Origin of the sequence: Actinocorallia herbida, assembly GCF_003751225.1 — a bacterium.
Taxonomy (GTDB): Bacteria; Actinomycetota; Actinomycetes; order Streptosporangiales; family Streptosporangiaceae; genus Actinocorallia; species Actinocorallia herbida.
In genome coordinates, this window is sequence record NZ_RJKE01000001.1 from 6,963,248 (window position 1) to 6,979,117 (window position 15,870).

At 72.0% G+C, this 15,870-nt stretch carries 18 protein-coding genes and 3 tRNA genes; 13 read left to right on the plus strand and 8 right to left on the minus strand.

Features of this window, described 5'->3' with window-relative positions; all coding sequences use genetic code 11:
* Nucleotides 1–30: 30 nt before the first annotated feature.
* The 5 genes from EDD29_RS31820 (at nucleotide 31) to EDD29_RS31840 (ending at nucleotide 2,122) form a co-directional block, all read left to right on the plus strand.
* Nucleotides 31–1,014 carry an alpha/beta hydrolase gene (locus tag EDD29_RS31820; protein ID WP_123667979.1) on the plus strand — a complete coding sequence of 328 codons (984 nt, stop codon included), beginning with the start codon at nucleotides 31–33 and terminating at the stop codon, nucleotides 1,012–1,014.
* Nucleotides 1,011–1,802 (plus strand): TIGR03084 family metal-binding protein, encoded by a 792-nt coding sequence (locus EDD29_RS31825; RefSeq protein ID WP_123667980.1) that lies wholly within the window; start codon nucleotides 1,011–1,013, stop codon nucleotides 1,800–1,802. The genes EDD29_RS31820 and EDD29_RS31825 overlap by 4 nt, the downstream gene beginning before the upstream one ends.
* 78 nt (nucleotides 1,803–1,880) lie before the next feature.
* A tRNA-Gly gene (locus EDD29_RS31830) sits at nucleotides 1,881–1,952 on the plus strand.
* Nucleotides 1,953–1,972: 20 nt separating this feature from the next.
* Nucleotides 1,973–2,046: transfer RNA gene (locus EDD29_RS31835), tRNA-Cys, on the plus strand.
* Nucleotide 2,047: 1 nt separating this feature from the next.
* Nucleotides 2,048–2,122 (plus strand) — tRNA-Val (locus EDD29_RS31840).
* Between the two features lie 311 nt (nucleotides 2,123–2,433).
* On the opposite strand, the gene EDD29_RS31845 is transcribed toward EDD29_RS31840, so the two are convergent.
* On the minus strand, nucleotides 2,434–2,853 hold the full coding sequence (locus tag EDD29_RS31845; protein WP_123667981.1) for a winged helix-turn-helix transcriptional regulator: 420 nt from the start codon (nucleotides 2,851–2,853) through the stop codon (nucleotides 2,434–2,436).
* 79 nt (nucleotides 2,854–2,932) lie between these two features.
* Between EDD29_RS31845 and EDD29_RS31850 the strand changes: the two genes are divergently transcribed.
* The 5 genes from EDD29_RS31850 to EDD29_RS31870 all read left to right on the plus strand — a co-directional run bounded on the left by EDD29_RS31850 (nucleotide 2,933) and on the right by EDD29_RS31870 (nucleotide 6,817).
* Nucleotides 2,933–3,628 (plus strand): SDR family NAD(P)-dependent oxidoreductase, encoded by a 696-nt coding sequence (locus EDD29_RS31850; protein ID WP_123667982.1) that lies wholly within the window; start codon nucleotides 2,933–2,935, stop codon nucleotides 3,626–3,628.
* 188 nt (nucleotides 3,629–3,816) lie between these two features.
* Nucleotides 3,817–4,653 carry an alpha/beta hydrolase family protein gene (locus EDD29_RS31855; RefSeq protein ID WP_246053105.1) on the plus strand — a complete coding sequence of 279 codons (837 nt, stop codon included), beginning with the start codon at nucleotides 3,817–3,819 and terminating at the stop codon, nucleotides 4,651–4,653.
* A gap of 84 nt (nucleotides 4,654–4,737) precedes the next feature.
* Nucleotides 4,738–5,121 (plus strand): RNA-binding S4 domain-containing protein, encoded by a 384-nt coding sequence (locus EDD29_RS31860; RefSeq protein ID WP_123667983.1) that lies wholly within the window; start codon nucleotides 4,738–4,740, stop codon nucleotides 5,119–5,121.
* A gap of 77 nt (nucleotides 5,122–5,198) precedes the next feature.
* Nucleotides 5,199–5,579 (plus strand): phage holin family protein, encoded by a 381-nt coding sequence (locus EDD29_RS31865; protein WP_123667984.1) that lies wholly within the window; start codon nucleotides 5,199–5,201, stop codon nucleotides 5,577–5,579.
* A complete protein-coding gene (locus EDD29_RS31870; RefSeq protein ID WP_123667985.1) occupies nucleotides 5,576–6,817 on the plus strand; it encodes an ion channel protein in 1,242 nt (413 codons plus the stop codon). Before EDD29_RS31865 ends, EDD29_RS31870 begins: the two co-directional genes overlap by 4 nt.
* Here the strand turns inward: EDD29_RS31870 and EDD29_RS31875 are convergent.
* On the minus strand, nucleotides 6,777–7,277 hold the full coding sequence (locus EDD29_RS31875) for a potassium channel family protein (protein WP_123667986.1): 501 nt from the start codon (nucleotides 7,275–7,277) through the stop codon (nucleotides 6,777–6,779). The two genes, EDD29_RS31870 and EDD29_RS31875, sit on opposite strands and share 41 nt — an antisense overlap.
* 76 nt (nucleotides 7,278–7,353) lie before the next feature.
* Nucleotides 7,354–8,541 carry a PucR family transcriptional regulator gene (locus EDD29_RS31880; protein ID WP_123667987.1) on the minus strand — a complete coding sequence of 396 codons (1,188 nt, stop codon included), beginning with the start codon at nucleotides 8,539–8,541 and terminating at the stop codon, nucleotides 7,354–7,356.
* 506 nt (nucleotides 8,542–9,047) lie between these two features.
* On the opposite strand from EDD29_RS31880, the gene EDD29_RS31885 reads away from it, so the two are divergent.
* From EDD29_RS31885 to EDD29_RS31895, 3 genes are all read left to right on the plus strand, one after another.
* Nucleotides 9,048–9,680 carry an HNH endonuclease family protein gene (locus EDD29_RS31885; RefSeq protein ID WP_123667988.1) on the plus strand — a complete coding sequence of 211 codons (633 nt, stop codon included), beginning with the start codon at nucleotides 9,048–9,050 and terminating at the stop codon, nucleotides 9,678–9,680.
* Nucleotides 9,681–9,806: 126 nt separating this feature from the next.
* A complete protein-coding gene (locus tag EDD29_RS31890) occupies nucleotides 9,807–10,460 on the plus strand; it encodes an RNA polymerase sigma factor (RefSeq protein ID WP_123667989.1) in 654 nt (217 codons plus the stop codon).
* Nucleotides 10,457–11,251 carry a hypothetical protein gene (locus EDD29_RS31895; protein ID WP_123667990.1) on the plus strand — a complete coding sequence of 265 codons (795 nt, stop codon included), beginning with the start codon at nucleotides 10,457–10,459 and terminating at the stop codon, nucleotides 11,249–11,251. Before EDD29_RS31890 ends, EDD29_RS31895 begins: the two co-directional genes overlap by 4 nt.
* 64 nt (nucleotides 11,252–11,315) lie before the next feature.
* Here EDD29_RS31895 and EDD29_RS31900 read toward each other — a convergent pair whose 3' ends face one another.
* The 5 genes from EDD29_RS31900 to EDD29_RS31920 are packed head-to-tail and all read right to left on the minus strand — an operon-like array spanning nucleotide 11,316 to nucleotide 15,861.
* Nucleotides 11,316–12,431: an ABC transporter substrate-binding protein gene (locus EDD29_RS31900; protein WP_123667991.1), complete on the minus strand. Its 1,116-nt coding sequence runs from the start codon at nucleotides 12,429–12,431 to the stop codon at nucleotides 11,316–11,318.
* 55 nt (nucleotides 12,432–12,486) lie between these two features.
* Nucleotides 12,487–13,248, minus strand: coding sequence for an ABC transporter permease (locus tag EDD29_RS31905; RefSeq protein WP_211360048.1), 762 nt, complete (start codon nucleotides 13,246–13,248; stop codon nucleotides 12,487–12,489).
* Complete coding sequence (locus EDD29_RS31910; protein WP_123667992.1) at nucleotides 13,245–14,039, minus strand: ABC transporter ATP-binding protein; 795 nt, start codon at nucleotides 14,037–14,039, stop codon at nucleotides 13,245–13,247. Before EDD29_RS31910 ends, EDD29_RS31905 begins: the two co-directional genes overlap by 4 nt.
* Nucleotides 14,036–14,860, minus strand: coding sequence for an ABC transporter permease (locus tag EDD29_RS31915; protein ID WP_123667993.1), 825 nt, complete (start codon nucleotides 14,858–14,860; stop codon nucleotides 14,036–14,038). Before EDD29_RS31915 ends, EDD29_RS31910 begins: the two co-directional genes overlap by 4 nt.
* Entirely contained in the window at nucleotides 14,857–15,861 is a 1,005-nt protein-coding gene (locus EDD29_RS31920; protein ID WP_123667994.1) for a TIGR03842 family LLM class F420-dependent oxidoreductase, read from the minus strand. Before EDD29_RS31920 ends, EDD29_RS31915 begins: the two co-directional genes overlap by 4 nt.
* Nucleotides 15,862–15,870: the final 9 nt, after the last annotated feature.

Consider the following 15,870-nt stretch of genomic DNA (forward strand, 5'->3'; position numbering starts at 1 on the left):
CATCGCCCTACCCCGGGCCGAGGAGACCCCATGGATCGCGTGACGCTGCTCATCGAACGGCACGCGCAGGCCAGCCTGCGCGCCCGCGCCGTCAACGCGAGCGCGCGCGCCGTCTCCACACGGCTGCTCGCCCGCGTGCCGGTAGGGCCCATCGACTTCAAGCGCGCGGCGGCCATCGACAGGCTCGCCGGGAAGGTCCCGCCGCCGAGGGGCACCCGCGTCGACCGGGTGGAACTCGACGGGTTCGGCGCCGAATGGGTGCACGGCAGGGGCGTCGGCCGGGACAGGTCGAAAGTGATCCTCTACTTCCACGGCGGAGGCTGGATCTCCTGCGGGCTCAACACGCACCGGCGTATGGTCGCCCGCCTATCGGAGGCCGCGGGGATCCCCGCCCTGTCCGTCGACTACCGGATGCTGCCCGACGTCACCTTCGCCGAGGAAGCCCTCGACTGCCTCTCCGCCTACACCTGGCTCCTCGACCAGGGCGTCGCCCCGGAGAACGTCGTCTTCTCCGGCGACTCCGCGGGCGGCTACATGACGTTCGCGACCGCCCTCCTCGCCCGTGAGGCGGGGCTGCCGCTCCCGGCCGCGCTCATCGCGCTGTCGCCCATGCTCGACATGGACCTCACCGCCAAGGCCGCCCACCCCGCCGCCGCGCTCGACGCGTTCAGCGTCATGCCGCTCCTCGACGTCTTCGTCACCGAGATCCTCGGCGGCCTCGACCCGCACGACCCCACGGTCTCCCCCATCAACGCCGACCTCACCGGGCTGCCCCCGTCCTACATCTGCTGCAGCTCCAGCGAGGTGCTGGTGAGCGACGCCGAGGTGATGGCGCGGCGGCTCGCCGACGCCGGCGTCCCGGCGACCCTCCAGACCTGGGCGGGCCAGCTCCACGTCTTCCCCATGTTCGGCGGGCTCCTCCCGGAGTCCAAGGCCGCGATCGCCACCTACGGCGGCTGGGTGCGCGAAGCGCTCGCCCGGACCGTCGCCGACGCGGAGGAGGCCGCCTCGTGAACCAGATCTTCAACGACCTTCGGGACGAATACGGCGCGCTCGACGCGCTCGTCAGCGCGCTCACTCCCCAACAGTGGGCGCTGCCGACCCCCGCGCCCGGCTGGACCGTCGGCCACCAGATCGCGCACCTCGCCTGGACCGACCGGCAGGCCCTCCTGTCGGCCACCGACCCGGAAAGGTTCATCGCGGCTCTGCGCTCGGCCACCCCCGACCTCCTCGAACAGGGCGCCGACCCCGCCCAGTACCTTCCGGGCACCCCGCTCACCGCGTGGCGCGAAGCCCGCGACGCCGCCGTCGCCGCGCTGCGCGACGTGCCGCCCGGCGAGCGCATCCCCTGGTTCGGCCCGCCGATGGCCGCCCCGAGCATGGCCACCGCCCGCCTCATGGAGACCTGGGCGCACGGCCTCGACGTCGCCGACGCCCTGGGCGTCGCCCCCGCGCCGACCCACCGGCTCCGGCACGTCGCGCACATCGCCGTCCGGGCCCGCGACTACGCCTTCTCCGTCCACCGGCAGGCCCCGCCCGCCGAACCGTTCTACGTCGTGCTGACCGGGCCGTCGGGCGAGCAGTGGACCTGGGGGCCGAGCACCGCCGCCCAGCGCGTCACCGGGACCGCACTCGACTTCTGCCTCCTCGCCGTCCGCCGCCGCCACCGCGACGACGTCGCCCTCAACGCCTCGGGCCCCGACGCGTCACGCTGGCTCGACGTCGTCCAGGCCTACGCCGGGCCGCCCGGTCCGGGCCGCACGCCCCTCGGCGCCGCCCCGGCGCAATCGAGTACGCACTAGGTCCAGAAGTCCTGTAGGGTTATCCATGTCGCCAGGGGGAACCGGCCGGAAACGGAACGGAAACCCAAGGTCGGACAAGCGGAAGTGGCTCAGTGGTAGAGCATCACCTTGCCAAGGTGAGGGTCGCGGGTTCGAATCCCGTCTTCCGCTCGGAGAGGCCATCGCCTCGCGGTGGAGTGGCCGAGAGGCGAGGCAGCGGCCTGCAAAGCCGTCCACACGGGTTCAAATCCCGTCTCCACCTCCAAGGACGATTAGCTCAGCGGGAGAGCGCTTCCCTGACACGGAAGAGGTCACTGGTTCAATCCCAGTATCGTCCACCAGCCAAGCCTTAACGGTCACCCTCCGGGTTCCGCACCGCCCCCGTTCACCAACGGGGGCTTTCGGCTTTCCAGCCCCCTTCCCGGCCCTCAGCGGTGCGGAGCAGCACGAGGCGGGCCTTGGCGAAGGCCCGGCCCGTGACCGGCGGCACACGTCCCGCGATCCCGACCGACCGCCCTCCTCGCCGCGCCTTGAAGCCCGGCCCCGTGGTCGGCGCAGCACGCCGACCGGCGACCCCGACCCACCGCCTCGCCGCGCCTTTCAGGGGTGTCGAACTGTTGCCCGTTGAGTGTTCATGGGTTCGGCACCGCGCCTACCTGGTGGTTCTCGTGTCATAGGCGAGGCGGGCGGCTTCGATCTCGGGGTTGTGGTCGGTGGCCCATTGGACGAAGGCGTAGGCGGTCTCGCGCATGCCCTCGCCGAGGGGGGTGAGTGCGTATTCGACGCGGGGCGGCATCTCGGGGTAGGAGGTGCGGGTGACCAGGCCGTCGCGTTCCAGGTGGCGCAAGGTCAGGGTGAGCATCCGCTGGGAGATGCCCGGGACCTGTTCGTAGAGGGCACCGAAGCGCAGGGGGCCGGAGCCGAGGATGCCGATCACGAGGATGGACCATTTGTCGCCGACGCGGTCGATGGTGTCGCGGATGCCCTGGCCGTTGTCGGGCCAGGACGCGCAGGGGTGCGGCGCGGTACGGGCCGCTGCCAGGCGCGGGTCTGGATCTTGGCTTGCGAACATTGATGTGCCTTTTGTACGGGTCCTGACGAGTGCTTATGGTGCGGATACTTACCAATCGTAACGAATGAGGGGTAGCTGCATGTCCTCCACCATCGCCGTCGTCGGTGCCGGACCCGGCCTGGGCCGGGCGATCGCCCGCAGGTTCGGCGCGGCCGGCCACCCGGTCGCGCTGATCTCCCGGACTCGGGCCAAGCTCCAGCCGATCGCCGACTCCCTGGCCGCCGAGGGGATCACCGCGGGGGTCTACCCGGCCGACGTCACCGACGCCTCCGCCCTGACCGGCGCGCTGGAGTCCGCCGCCGCCGACCTCGGCCCGATCGGCGTCCTGTCCTACAGCCCCGCCGCCACCTGGACCCACGACGGCGGCGGGCTCCCCGACACCGCCGCGCTCGGGTACACCGCAGCGCTGGAGACCACCCCGGAATCGGCCCGCGCCCAGTTCGACCTGATCGTCGGCGGCGCGCTCACCGCCGCCGCGGCGGTCCTGCCCGCGATGCGCGAGGCCGGGGAGGGCGCCCTGCTGTTCACCACGGGCGCCTCGACGTTCCTCCCGATCCCGGCGCTCGGCAACGCCGCCATCGCCCAGGCGGGCCTGCGCCAGTGGGCGAACACCGTCCAAGGGGACCTCGCCGCCGAAGGCGTCTACGTCGGCCACCTGTGCGTCGGCGTCGCGATCGTGCCCGGCGGCGGCGAAGGCGACCCGGACGCCCTCGCCGACCGCTGGTACCGCCTCTTCCAGGCCCGCGACGCCTTCGAGGCCACCGTCGGCTTCTGACCAGCAGCCGCCCCGCCCCGGCGCCCTGCCGGGCCGGGCCGGGGCGGGGTGCCGGGTGCCTGGAGCGGTCCGGGACGGGCGGCGGGACGGCCGGTGGTTTCGCGGATGGCAGGGGGCCGGGGGCGGCGGAGCATCGGCGGTGAGAGGCGGACCCGGAAGAGGGCCGCCGGCGCGGTGCGGAGGCCGAGATGCGAGCAGCGTGGAGAGCGGCGGGGCGGATCGCCCTGGTGCTCGGGGTGCTGGTGGGGATTCACCTGCCCGGAGCGCCCGTTCTGGCGGCGACCGGAGGGTCGGGGCCCTATCCCGCGGACTACGAGACGACACTGAGGCTGCCCGGCCACACCGTGTACCGGCCCGCGAGCCTGCCCACGGGGGTGAAGCTGCCGATCGTGGCGTGGGGCAACGGGGCGTGCCGAGCCGACGGGACGTGGTTCGAGAACATCCTGAAGGAGTTCGCGTCGCACGGGTTCCTGGTGATCGCCAACGGACGGCCCGGCGGGTTCGGGCAGACCGACGCCGACATGCTCATCGACGCGATCGACTGGGCCGTCGCCGAGAACACCCGCCTCGGCAGCAGGTACCGGGGCAAGATCGACACCACGAAAGTCGCCGTGATGGGCCAGTCATGCGGCGGTCTGGAAGCCTACGAGGCCTCCGCCGACCCGAGGGTGACCACCACCGGCATCTTCAACAGCGGCATGCTCGACGACGCCGACAACGTCCGGCTCACCCGCCTGCACGGGCCCATCGTCTACCTCGTCGGCGGCCCCGACGACATCGCCTACCCCAACGCGCTCGACGACTGGGCGCGGCTCCCCGCAGGGCTGCCCGCCTTCATGGGCAACCTCGACGTAGGCCACATGGCCACCTACGCGGAACCGAACGGCGGTGAGTTCGGCAGGGTCGGCTCAGCTTGGCTGAAGTGGCGGCTCAAGGGCGACGCCGCGGCCAAGTCCCTCTTCGTCGGCCCGAACTGCGGCCTTTGCGGCACGGCCTGGGACGTCCGCCAGAAGAACCTGTCTTAAGCGCGCTGCAAGGAGGCCGTCTCCCCCGTGGGACGGCCTCCTTCGGGTTCAAAAAGCGGTGGCGACGGTGGCTAGGGTGAAGGCATGGGAAGTGAGGCTGGGACGGTCCGGGTCGACAGCTGGATCTGGGCCGTGCGGTTGCTGCGGACGCGGTCGGCGGCGGGGGACGCGTGCCGGGGCGGGCATGTGCGGGTGAACGGGGCGCGGGCGAAGCCGGCGCAGGCGGTGCGGGTCGGCGACGAGGTCAGGGTCAAGGTCGAGGGGCGTGAGCGGATCGTCATCGTGGGGCGGCTCATCGTCAAGCGGGTGGGGGCGCCCGTCGCGGTCGAGTGCTACGAGGACAAGTCGCCGCCTCCCCCGCCGAAGGAGATGACGGGCCCGGTGGGCATCCGCGACCGGGGCACGGGACGGCCGTCGAAGCGGGAGCGGCGCAGCATCGAGAAGCTCTTCGGACGAACCACCCAGTGACCTGACGGAAGGCCCCCACGTTAACCGGACGTCACTCTGGGTAGTGGTCCGGTGATCACGAGCTTCGGGGGGCCCGGGTGAATTTTCTGATCCGTCTCGTCATCAACGCGGTGGCGCTGCTCGTGGCGACCTGGATCGTCAGCGGGGTCGACCTCACCGGGCACGACACCTGGTCCCAGGTGTGGACGCTCGCCGTCGTCGCGCTGATCTTCGGCCTGGTCAACACGTTCCTCAAGCCGGTCATCAAGGTGCTCGGCTGCCTCTTCTACATCCTGACGCTCGGCCTGTTCGCCCTCGTCGTCAACGCCTGCCTGCTGATGTTCACCGGCTGGGTCGCCGAGCAGTTCCACCTGCCGTTCCATGTGTCGGGCTTCTGGCCGGCGTTCTGGGCGGCGATCATCATCAGCCTCGTGAGCTGGCTGCTCAGCCTCTTCCTCGACCCCGACGACCGGCGGTGACCCGCGCCGCGCGCCGGCTGCTCCCGCTCCTCCCGCCCGCGATCCTGGTCGGGGTGGTGAGCGCGGTGGTGCTCATCGGGGCGACCGAGCTCGCGCATCTGCTGGAGCACTGGCTGTGGCAGCCGCAGGGGGCCTGGTGGACCGTCGTGGTCCTGACCGCCGGCGGCCTGCTGACCGGGCTCATCGTGCGCTTCACACCGGGCCACGCCGGGCACGACCCGGCGACCGAGGGACTGGCCGGGGCTCCCCCGCTGCCGGTGTCCGCGGTGCCGGGCGTGCTCGCCGCCCTGTTCGTCACGCTGGCGTTCGGGGTGAGCCTCGGCCCGGAGGCTCCGACGATCGCCGCGAACGTCGCGCTGGCCGCCTGGTTCGGCAAGCGGGTGATGCCGAAGGCGCCGGTGGCGGTCTGGGTCGGGCTCGCGCTCGCCGGAACGCTCGGCGCGATGTTCGCGACCCCGATCGCCGCCGCGCTGCTGCTGTCGGAGGTGCCCTCGAAGGAGGGCGACGCCCCGCTGTGGGACCGGATGGCCGCGCCGCTGCTCGCCGCCGCCGCGGGCGCGCTGACGGTGCGCTTCCTCAACCCTTCGATGGAGTTCACCCTGGACGTCCCGGCCTACGCGCCGGGGGCCGGCGACCTCGTCACGGCCTCCGTCGTCGGGTGCGTCGCGTGCCTCATCGGGATGGGGATGGTCCACCTGTTCCCGCACTTCCACCGGATCGCGCATTCGGCGCGCAACACCGTGCTGCTGCTGACGCTCGGCGGCGTCGTCCTCGGCGTCCTCGGCGTGATCGGCGGCCGGATCACCCTGTTCAAGGGGCTCGACCAGATGAAGCAGCTCGCGTCGGACCCTGGCGCCTACTCGATGCCGCAGCTCGTCCTCATCATCGTCGTGAAGTGCCTGGCGCTGCTCGTCGCGGCGTCCGCCGGGTTCCGCGGCGGCCGGATCTTCCCGAGCGCGTTCATCGGCGTCGCGGTCGGGGTGCTCGCGGCGGCGCTGCCGTGGCCCGGCATGCCGCTGGCGCTCGCGGTCGCGGCGGGCTCGATGGGGGCGTGCGTCGCGGTGTCGCGCAGCGGGTGGCTGAGCCTGTTCCTCGGGGTGGTGCTCGGCGGGAGCGTGGCGCTGGTGCCGGTGCTGTGCGTGGCGATCCTGCCCGCCTGGCTGATCGCCACCGGGCGGCCCGAGATGCGCGTCGATGTCACCGCTCCCGCATCCGCCCCCGGGCGTGCGCCAGGATGATGGTGATGAGCGAGGTCACGATGACCAGGTCGAAGATCATCTGAACGGTGGTGATGATCCGCGCCCACTGCCCGATCGGGACGATGTCGCCGAAGCCGACCGTGCAGAGCGTCGAGACGGTGAAGTAGAGGGCGTCGAGACGGGTGGCGATGCCGCTGAACTCCGCTGAGCGCGCGTAGTAGATGAGCGCGAAGAAGACGATGACGAGGTCGACCATGCTGAGCAGCAGCGCGATCTGCTCTGCGGGGAGCCGCCCTTCCCGCGTCACCCTCTGGCCCTGCCGGATGAGGACCGCGGTGACCAGGCTGAGCGACAGGAACAGCAGGATCCCGCGCAGCACGAAGCCCGACTCGATGTCCTGGGGCTTGACGGGCACCGCGAAATAGACGATCGCCCCGCCGAAGAACGCGAGGAACGCCTCGCCCCACACCCGTACCCTGCGCGGCACGCTCACCGCCATCGGCCACCTCCTCCGCAGGAGGTACCAGGCGCGTCGCACCGCCGGGCGGGCGGCGCGGCGGGCGGCGGCGGGAAGATCAGCGGGACTTGACCGACTCCAGGGCGAGCGCCAGCAGGACGACGTCGCGGGGCTCGTCGAGCTTGCGGCCGGTGACCTGCTCCAGGCGGCGCAGCCGGTTCAGGACCGTGTTGCGGTGGCAGTACAGGCGCCGCGCGGCCTCCGCGGTGGAGCCGACCTCCAGCCAGCAGGCCAGCGTGTCGAGCAGGGCGGTCGACTCGTGCGAGGGCAGCGCGAGCACGTCGGTCATGATCTGGCGGCGCAGCAGCTCGGCGAGGTCGGGCGCGGCCTTGACGAACGAGCGCAGCAGGTGGTCGTCGAGGGCGACGACCCCGCGCTGGTCGGGCCTGCGCCCGGCGAGCGCGGTCTCGGCGAGGCGCCGCGCGAACGCCAGGGAGGTGAGCCCGGTGACGGCGGGGCTCAGCCCGACCGGCCCCTGCACGGCGGCCTCCAGTGCTTCGGCGACCTTGCCGAGGCCGTCGCCGCGCAGCGCGACGACCGCGATGTCGCCGTCGGTCCCGGCCGACCAGACGACGCGGGCGCCCGCCATCGTGTCGGGCTGGCGGGCGCCGCGCCGGAGCCTGGCGTACCGGGTGACGGCGACGGCGTACGAACCCGTCTCTTCGAGGCCGAGGGTGTCGCGGACGGCGTCGATGAGGGGCTGCTCCGGCGCGTTCGTCTCCAGGAGCTCGCCGAGCAGAAGGCGGGCCCGTTCGTCGGCGAACCGCACCTGGTCGGCCTGGGCCTCGCGGTAGGCCTCGGCGGCGACGTCGGCCTGCCGCTCGATCCCGGCCCAGATGTGCATGCTGCTGCGCATCAGCAGGTCGAGCCGCTGCGGCGAGTCCTCCCTGACGATCCTGACGAGTTCGTCCCAGACGAGCTGGACGGACAGGTGGTAGGACTTCACGACCTCGTCGAGGGGGACGCCCTGGGCGGCGCGGCGGCGGCCGGTCCTCGCCGCCTGGACGAGTTCGCGCCGTTCCGGGCCGGGTTCGGGGATCGTCGCGAGGCCGTAGGAGAGGCCCAGCTTGACCGATTCGAACTGCTCGGCCTCGGGCACGAGCCGGGCCGCCGCCGGGCAGTGCGCCCGGATGCGCTTGAGGAGCCGCGCGGCGAGTTCCGGGGTGTCGTCGCTGAGCCGCCGTGCCGCCATGCCGACGACCTCACGATGCGTCTGGTTCCGTTCGATGAGTCCGAGTGCGCCCATTTTGCCCTCCCTGCAACGGCCCTCAGCTTGCCCAGCCCGTTCCGGGGCGCGCAAGGGGGCATTGTGGCCGCGGCCACACCGGTGCCGCCCGACTGTGGCCGGGCACACCCGCCCCGACCTGCGCCGACGTGGATGGGACCGGTCCCGTGCGCGCGGAGCGCCGGGCCCAAGACCAGGGATACACCTGTGGTGCCCGCACAATCCTGGAACGGTCCAGGGCCGTTCCGACCGGGCCGCCGGGGTCCGATCTTGTGACGATGCTCGAAACGCGCCCCCGAACCGCGCACCCGTCCGGACGCGGCCGCACCGTCCCCGATGACACAGGGAACCCCCGTTTCTCGGGTCATAAACGTCATACGTATTATCCACGCCGTGTTCATTGCCACTTAATGCCGGGCTTCCGTGTTGTAGGTCGCTTTTGAGATCTTTTGTTTTGCCCAATCATGACCCGTTTCGTCCAGATTCCCCCCGATCTGGCCGGGTGATGAAGGCAGAAGGGAAGACTCGTGAAGCGAGTCCTCACCGCGGCGGCCTGCGCGGTCGCCCTTTCCCCCCTCGCCCTCCTCGCCACCTCCGCCCCCGCCGCGGCCACCCCGCCCGGCATCCCCAGCCTCGCCACCGCGCAGAGCCAGCTCGCCGGGCTCACCGTGGCGGCCGAGGCCAACGCCTCGACCTACGACCGCGACCTGTTCCCGCACTGGATCACCATCTCCGGCACCTGCAACACGCGCGAGACCGTGCTCAAGCGCGACGGTTCCGGCGTCGTCACCAGCAGCGCCTGCGCCGCGACGTCCGGGAGCTGGTACAGCCCGTACGACGGCGCGACCTGGACCGCCGCCTCCGACGTGGACATCGACCACATGGTCCCGCTGGCCGAGGCCTGGCGCTCGGGCGCCTCGGCCTGGACCACGGCCAAGCGCCAGTCCTTCGCCAACGACCTCACCCGGCCCCAGCTGTGGGCCGTCACCGACAACGTCAACCAGGCCAAGGGCGACCAGGACCCCTCGACCTGGAAGCCGTCCCTCACGGGCTTCTGGTGCACCTACGCCAAGTCCTGGATCGCCACCAAGTCCTACTGGGCCCTGAAGGTCCAGAGCACCGAGAAGACCGCGCTGACGACCATGCTCGGCTACTGCTGAGTCATACGTAACACCTCCCCGCGAGACCCCTTCTGGGCGGCGTCCCCCGCCCAGAAGGGGCGTTATGTGACCCACCTCACATGATGACCCCGTGACGTTCCCGCCCCGGGGCGGCGCTGACTCACCGTGGAACCCGAGGACCCCGACCTCGCCGAGTCCGTCCGGCGCGCCCAGGAGGGCGACGTGGCGGCCTTCGACGCGCTCTACGTCGACGTCCAGCCCCGCATGCTGCGCTATCTGCGCACCCTCGTCGGCGACGACGCCGAGGACGCGGCGGCCGAGGCCTGGCTCCAGATCGCACGCGACCTGCGCAGGTTCAGCGGCGACTCCGCCGGCTTCCGCGGCTGGACCGCGCGGATCGCCCGCAACCGCGCGATGGACCTGCTGCGCCAGCGACAGCGGAGGCCCGCCGAGCCCGTCCCGCTGGAGCGGCTCGTGGACCTCGTCAGCGCCGAGAGCACCGAGTCGCTCGTGCTGGACTCCCTCGCCACCGAGGCAGCACTCGGGCTCGTCGGCTCGCTGCCGCCCGACCAGGCCGAGGCGGTGATGCTGCGCGTGGTGTTCGGCCTCGACGCGCCCGCCGCGGGCCGCGTCCTCGGCAAGCGGCCCGGCGCGGTGCGCACCGCGGCGCACCGCGGGCTGCGCAACCTCGCCAAGCGCTTGGGCGCGCTCCCCACGCGCTCCGCCTCCGGGCCGACCACCCCCCGCCCGGAAAATCCAGAAAACTCCGGAAAACCCGTGACAGCCGTGCTGTCGGTGGCGCTTGAGGATCTGAAATGAACGCAGAGGACACGCCGCTGGCCCATGTACTGGCCGCGCTCGCCGCCCCGGCGCACGACGCCGAGCTGACGGGCAGGGACCTGGCCTTGGCGGCGTTCCGGGAGGCCGCGGCCGACCCGTCACCGGTGATCGGGAGACAAGAAGTGAACAGAAGCACCCTGGCCAAACTGCTGACGCTCAAGACCGGCGTGGCGGTGCTGTGCGTGACCGCGCTCGGCGGCGTCGCCTTCGCGGCCGGCGGCAACCCGCTGGCCGACGACAAGGGCAAGGACGACAAGGGCCACCACGCCCCCGCGCACCACCCGAAGTCGGCGCCCACCGGCCCTGCCCCGACCGGCACCCCCACCGCCGCGCCCGCCACGCCGCCCGGGCATGTGGTCGCGCTGTGCGTCCGCATCCTCAAGGCGGTCGACGACGAGAACCCGGCCGACGGCAAGCCCGGCAAGCCGGCCAAGCCCGGGCAGAGCGGCAAGCCCGACAAGCCCGGCAAGGGCCCCAAGGAGCTCAAGCACAAGGCGAAGTTCAAGCCGAAGGACATCAAGGCCTGGGAGGCGCTGGTCCAGGCCGCGGGCGGCGAGGACGAGGCGAAGATCCTCGCCTACTGCGCGTCGCTCGTGCCCGGCCACGGGCCCAAGCCGGACAAGCCCGGCAAGCCGAGCGGGCACCCGACCGGTAAGCCCGCCCAGTCGGGCAGGCCCGGCACCGAGAACAAGCCGGGCGGTAAGCCCGGCAAGCAGACCGGTCCGTCCGCAGGCGCTCCTGCGGACGGATCCGGCGGCGGCCAGGGCTGACCCTGCCCCGCCGAACCGTCCGGCGGCCCGGGTACCCCGCCCCGGGCCGCCGGACTTCGCGCCGTTACCTGCCGCCCGGCTCGACCTTGACGGCCTCGGGCTTGTAGGACGTGCCCTTGGTGTCCTCGGCCACGTTGGCCAGGGCCTTCTCGATGTAGTCGTTGGTGTAGGCCAGGCCCTCGGGCTGCTTGGTGATGACGGTGTCGCCGTCGGCGTTCTTGGTGCCGAGCGACAGGTCGACGGTCCGCTTCCAGTCCGCCTCGTTGATGACGCCGATGCCCGCGGGCGACGGCCAGATCAGCTTGTTGGTCTCCACGGTCTGCCAGAGTTGGTGGCTCGCGCCGAGCTTGGAGCCGCGCGCGACGACGAGGTCACGGCACTCCTCCGGGTTCTCCCGGCAGAAGATCCAGCCCTTGATCGTCCCGGTGAGGAACTTGACGGTCGTCTCCTGGTAGGCGGGGTCGTCCAGCCGCTCGGTCGAGGCCCACACCGCGTCCTGGAGCATCGAGGTGCCGACGTCGTTCCAGTCCAGGACGGTGAAGTCCGACGCCTGGTACGGCTTCTTGGTCTTGGGGTTCTCCGCCTCCAGGAGCTGCGCGTACTCGTTGTAGGACATGGCCTGGGCCGCGTCGATGTCGCCGCGCAGCAGCGCCTGCATGTCGAACTGCTGCTGGACCAGCTCGACGTCCTTGCCCGGGTCGAGCCCGGCCTTGGTGAGGGCGGCGAACAACTCGTACTCGTTGCCGAAGCCCCAGTTGCCGACCTTCTTGCCCTTGAGGTCGGCGGGCTCCTTGATGCCGCTGCCCGCGAACGCGACCTGGTAGGTGCCGGACCGCTGGAAGATCTGGCCGACGTCGGTGATGGCCGCGCCCTGCTCGCGTGAGGCGAGGGCCTTGGGCACCCAGGAGATCGCGTAGTCGGCGCGGTTCTGGGCGAGGACGGTCTGCGGCACGATGTCGACGCCGCCCTCGAGGATCTCCACGTCCAGGCCCTCATCGGCATAGAAGCCCTTGTCCGCCGCCGCGATGTAGCCGGCGAACTGGGCCTGCACGAACCACTGGAGCTGGAGCTTGACCTTGGTGGGGCCTGACCCCTGGCCGCCGCCCTCTTCGGTGTCGGCGGTGCCGCATCCGGTGAGCAGGAGTGCGGCTGCGGTGAGCACGCCGAAAATCTTCTTCACTGGTTCTTCCTCCGGGGGTTGAGGGGGGATGGGAGGGGTTCCGGGGCGGGAGGCTTCAGGAGGACGAGACGCGTCTCCAGGGCGTCGCGATCCGTTCCAGCAGGAGGGCCGCGGCGTAGAACAGCAGGCCGAGCGCGCACGCGCCGACGACGAACGCCCAGGCCCTGGGGTAGGCCGTGCTGGACGCCGCCGAGGTGATGCGCGAGCCGAGGCCGTTCTGGAGACCGCCGAAGTACTCCGAGACGACCGCGGCGATGACGCCCAGGGAGGCCGCCTGCCGCAGTCCGGTGAAGAAGAAGGGCAGCGCGCCGGGCAGGCGCACCTTCCGGTTGAACGCCCAAGGGCTCGCCGCGTAGGAGTCCATCAGCTCGGTGTGCGTGGGATCGACCTCGCGCAGCCCGCGCAGGGTGTTGAGATAGACCGGGAAGAACACCACGAGCGCGACGACGGCGCGGCGCGGGATGCTGCTGGTGGACTCGAACATGTTGTTCAGCACGGGGGCGAGCGCGATGATCGGCAGCGCCCCGGCCGCGGCGACGATCGGCGCGGAGACCTCGCCGAGGAGCCGGAACCGGGACGCGAGCAGCGCGGCGGCGAGGGCGAGGAGCGTCCCCGCGACGAGTCCGGTGAACGCGTTGAGCCCGCTGGCCGCGCCCGTCCGCACGATGACGTCGAGCGAGCGGCCGAACTCCCCGGCGATCGCCGACGGGGCGGGCAGCACGAACGGCGCGACCCGGCCGACCCGGACGAACAGCTCCCACAGGACGAGCGCGCCCGCGCCGACCAGGGCCGGGGCCAGGAACGCGCGGGCCCTCACTTCGGCTCCGCGGGGGCGGGGGCGGGCACGGCCCGGTCAGGGGCGCGCAGCGCGCGGCGCACCTCGGTGACCGCGGCGAAGAACTCCGGCGACTGCCTGACGTCCTCGGTCCGGGCGCCGAGCCCGACGGACACGACCTCGGTGATCCGGCCCGGCCTCGCCGACATCACCGCGACCCGGTCGGACAGGAACACCGCCTCGTCGATCGAGTGGGTGACGAACACGACGGTCGTGCCGGTCTCGGCGCAGATCCGCAGCAGCTCCCCCTGGAGCCGTTCGCGCGTCATCTCGTCCAGCGCGCCGAACGGCTCGTCCATGAGCAGCAGCGGCGGTCCGTCGGCGAGGGCGCGGGCGATCGACACGCGCTGCTGCATGCCGCCCGACAGCTGCGCGGGGTAGTGCCCGGCGAACTCGGTGAGCCCGACGAGGTCGAGCATCGCCGCGGCCCGCTCGCGCCGCTCCGCCTTGCCGACGCCGCGCAGCTCCAGCGGCAGCTCGACGTTGCGCCGCACGGTCCGCCAGTCGAACAGGCCGGCCTTCTGGAACACCATGCCGTAGGAGCGGTCCTTGCGCGCCTGCGCGGCGGGCTTGCCCGCGACGGTCACCCGTCCCGTCGTCGGCGGCGCGAGGTCGGCGATGAGCCGCAGCAGGGTGCTCTTGCCGCAGCCCGACGGGCCGATGAGCGACACGAACTCCCCGCGCGCGACGGCCAGGTCGGCGGCCGCGATCGCGGTGACCTCGCCCGGCCGGCCCGCGTTGAAGATCTTGGTGACTCCGGAAAGTCCGATCATGGTGTCGCTCCCCTCGCCGCGAGGCGCTGCCCGAGCGTCAGCAGGCCGGTGACGGCCAGGCCGAGCAGGGCGGCGCCGAGCATCGCGGTGTAGACCTTCGCCGGGTCGGTCGTGGCCTCCCGGGAGTACTCGATGACGAGGCGGCCGATGCCGCCCCCGGTGCCCGTGGAGATCTCCCCGACGACCGCGCCGACGACCGCCGCGGCCCCGGCGAGCCTGAGCGCCGGGAACAGGAACGGCAGTGAGGCGGGCAGCCGCAGCTTGACCAGGGTCGCCCACCAGGACGCCGAGTAGGAGTCCATCAGCTCGACGGCCTCCGGCGCGGGCGACTGAAGGCCGCGCAGCAGCCCGATCGCGACGGGGAAGAACGCCAGGTAGGCGGCGATGACCGAGACCGTCGCCCACTGCGGCATGATCGCGCCGCCCCAGCCCGCGATCGCCGGGGCGAGCGCGACGAGCGGGACGGTCTGCGACAGCACGACGTAGGGCAGCAGGCCGCGCTCGGCGAATCCGGACCGCTGCATGAGCACCGCGAGCAGCGCGCCGACCAGGACGCCGACGGCCAGGCCGACCGCGACGATCCCGAACGTCGTCAGGCACGCCTCGAAGAGCACCTCCCAGATCGGGGCGCCGCCGCGCAGTTCCGGCTCGCCGAGCCGGGCGAGGACCGCCCACAGGTGCGGCATCGCCTGGTCGTCGGCGCGCGGCAGGACGCGCACACCGAAGGCCGAGACCCCGTCGTCGGGCGCGAGCGCCTTGTAGGACTCCCAGGCCCCGGCGGCGACCGCCACCAGGGCCAGGGAGCCGAGCAGCCGTCTCACCAGTCCGCCACCGCGGGGATGATCTGCTCCCCGTAGACGGACAGGGTGTGCTCCTTGGCGTCGTGCTGGAGGTAGACGGCGAACTGGTCGACGCCGAGGTCGGCCAGCTCCTTCAGCCGGGCGAGGTGGTCCTCGACCGGGCCGAGCAGGCAGAACCTGTCGACGATCTCGTCGGGCACGAAGTTCGTGTGGGTGTTGCCCACCCGGCCGTGCTCGGCGTAGTCGTAGTCCGTCCGGCCCTTGATGTAGTCGGTGAGCGCCTTCGGCACCGCGCCGCCGCCGTCGCCGTACCGCGCGACGATGTCGGCGACGTGGTTGCCGACCATGCCGCCGAACCAGCGGGTCTGGTTCCGCTGGTGGGCGAGATCCTCGCCGACGTAGGCGGGCGCGGCGACGCAGAAGGTGACCGCGTCGGGATCCCGGCCGGCCTTCTCTGCGGCGGCCTTCACCGCGCCGATCGTCCAGGCGGTGATGTCGGGGTCGGCGAGCTGGAGGATGAACCCGTCGCCGACCTCTCCGGCGACGGCGAGGGCGCGCGGCCCGTATCCGGCGATCCACATCGGCAGCGCGCCGCCGTCCACCCACGGGAAGTGGATGTCCTGGCCGCGCACGTCGGCGATCCTGCCCTCGGCGAGGTCGCGGATCGCGATGGTCGAGGCGCGCAGTTCGGCGATCGTGGTCGGCTTGAGGCCGAGCGTGCGCACGGCCGAGTCGCCGCGGCCGATGCCGCACACCGTCCGGTTGCCGTACATCTCGTTCAACGTGGCGAAATGCGAGGCGGTGACGGACCAGTCCCGGGTCTTGGGATTGGTGACCATCGGCCCGACGACGACCTTCCTGGTCTTCGCCAGGATCTGGCTGTGGATGACGAACGGCTCCTGCCACAGCAGGTGCGAGTCGAAGCTCCAGACGTGGCTGAACCCCGCCTGCTCGGCCTTCACCGCAAGGTCCACGACGGCCGAGGCCGGTGGGTCAAGCTGGAAGACGACACCTATGTCCACTTGATTCTT

What these genes read in the sequence shown, in the direction of transcription:
- EDD29_RS31820 (WP_123667979.1), top strand. Translation starts at nt 31, where the DNA reads ATGGATCGCGTGACGCTGCTCATCGAACGGCACGCGCAGGCCAGCCTG.
- EDD29_RS31845 (WP_123667981.1), bottom strand. Translation starts at nt 2,853, where the DNA reads ATGTTCGCAAGCCAAGATCCAGACCCGCGCCTGGCAGCGGCCCGTACC.
- EDD29_RS31850 (WP_123667982.1), top strand. Translation starts at nt 2,933, where the DNA reads ATGTCCTCCACCATCGCCGTCGTCGGTGCCGGACCCGGCCTGGGCCGG.
- EDD29_RS31855 (WP_246053105.1), top strand. Translation starts at nt 3,817, where the DNA reads ATGCGAGCAGCGTGGAGAGCGGCGGGGCGGATCGCCCTGGTGCTCGGG.
- EDD29_RS31860 (WP_123667983.1), top strand. Translation starts at nt 4,738, where the DNA reads ATGGGAAGTGAGGCTGGGACGGTCCGGGTCGACAGCTGGATCTGGGCC.
- EDD29_RS31875 (WP_123667986.1), bottom strand. Translation starts at nt 7,277, where the DNA reads ATGGCGGTGAGCGTGCCGCGCAGGGTACGGGTGTGGGGCGAGGCGTTC.
- EDD29_RS31880 (WP_123667987.1), bottom strand. Translation starts at nt 8,541, where the DNA reads ATGGGCGCACTCGGACTCATCGAACGGAACCAGACGCATCGTGAGGTC.
- EDD29_RS31895 (WP_123667990.1), top strand. Translation starts at nt 10,457, where the DNA reads ATGAACGCAGAGGACACGCCGCTGGCCCATGTACTGGCCGCGCTCGCC.
- EDD29_RS31910 (WP_123667992.1), bottom strand. Translation starts at nt 14,039, where the DNA reads ATGATCGGACTTTCCGGAGTCACCAAGATCTTCAACGCGGGCCGGCCG.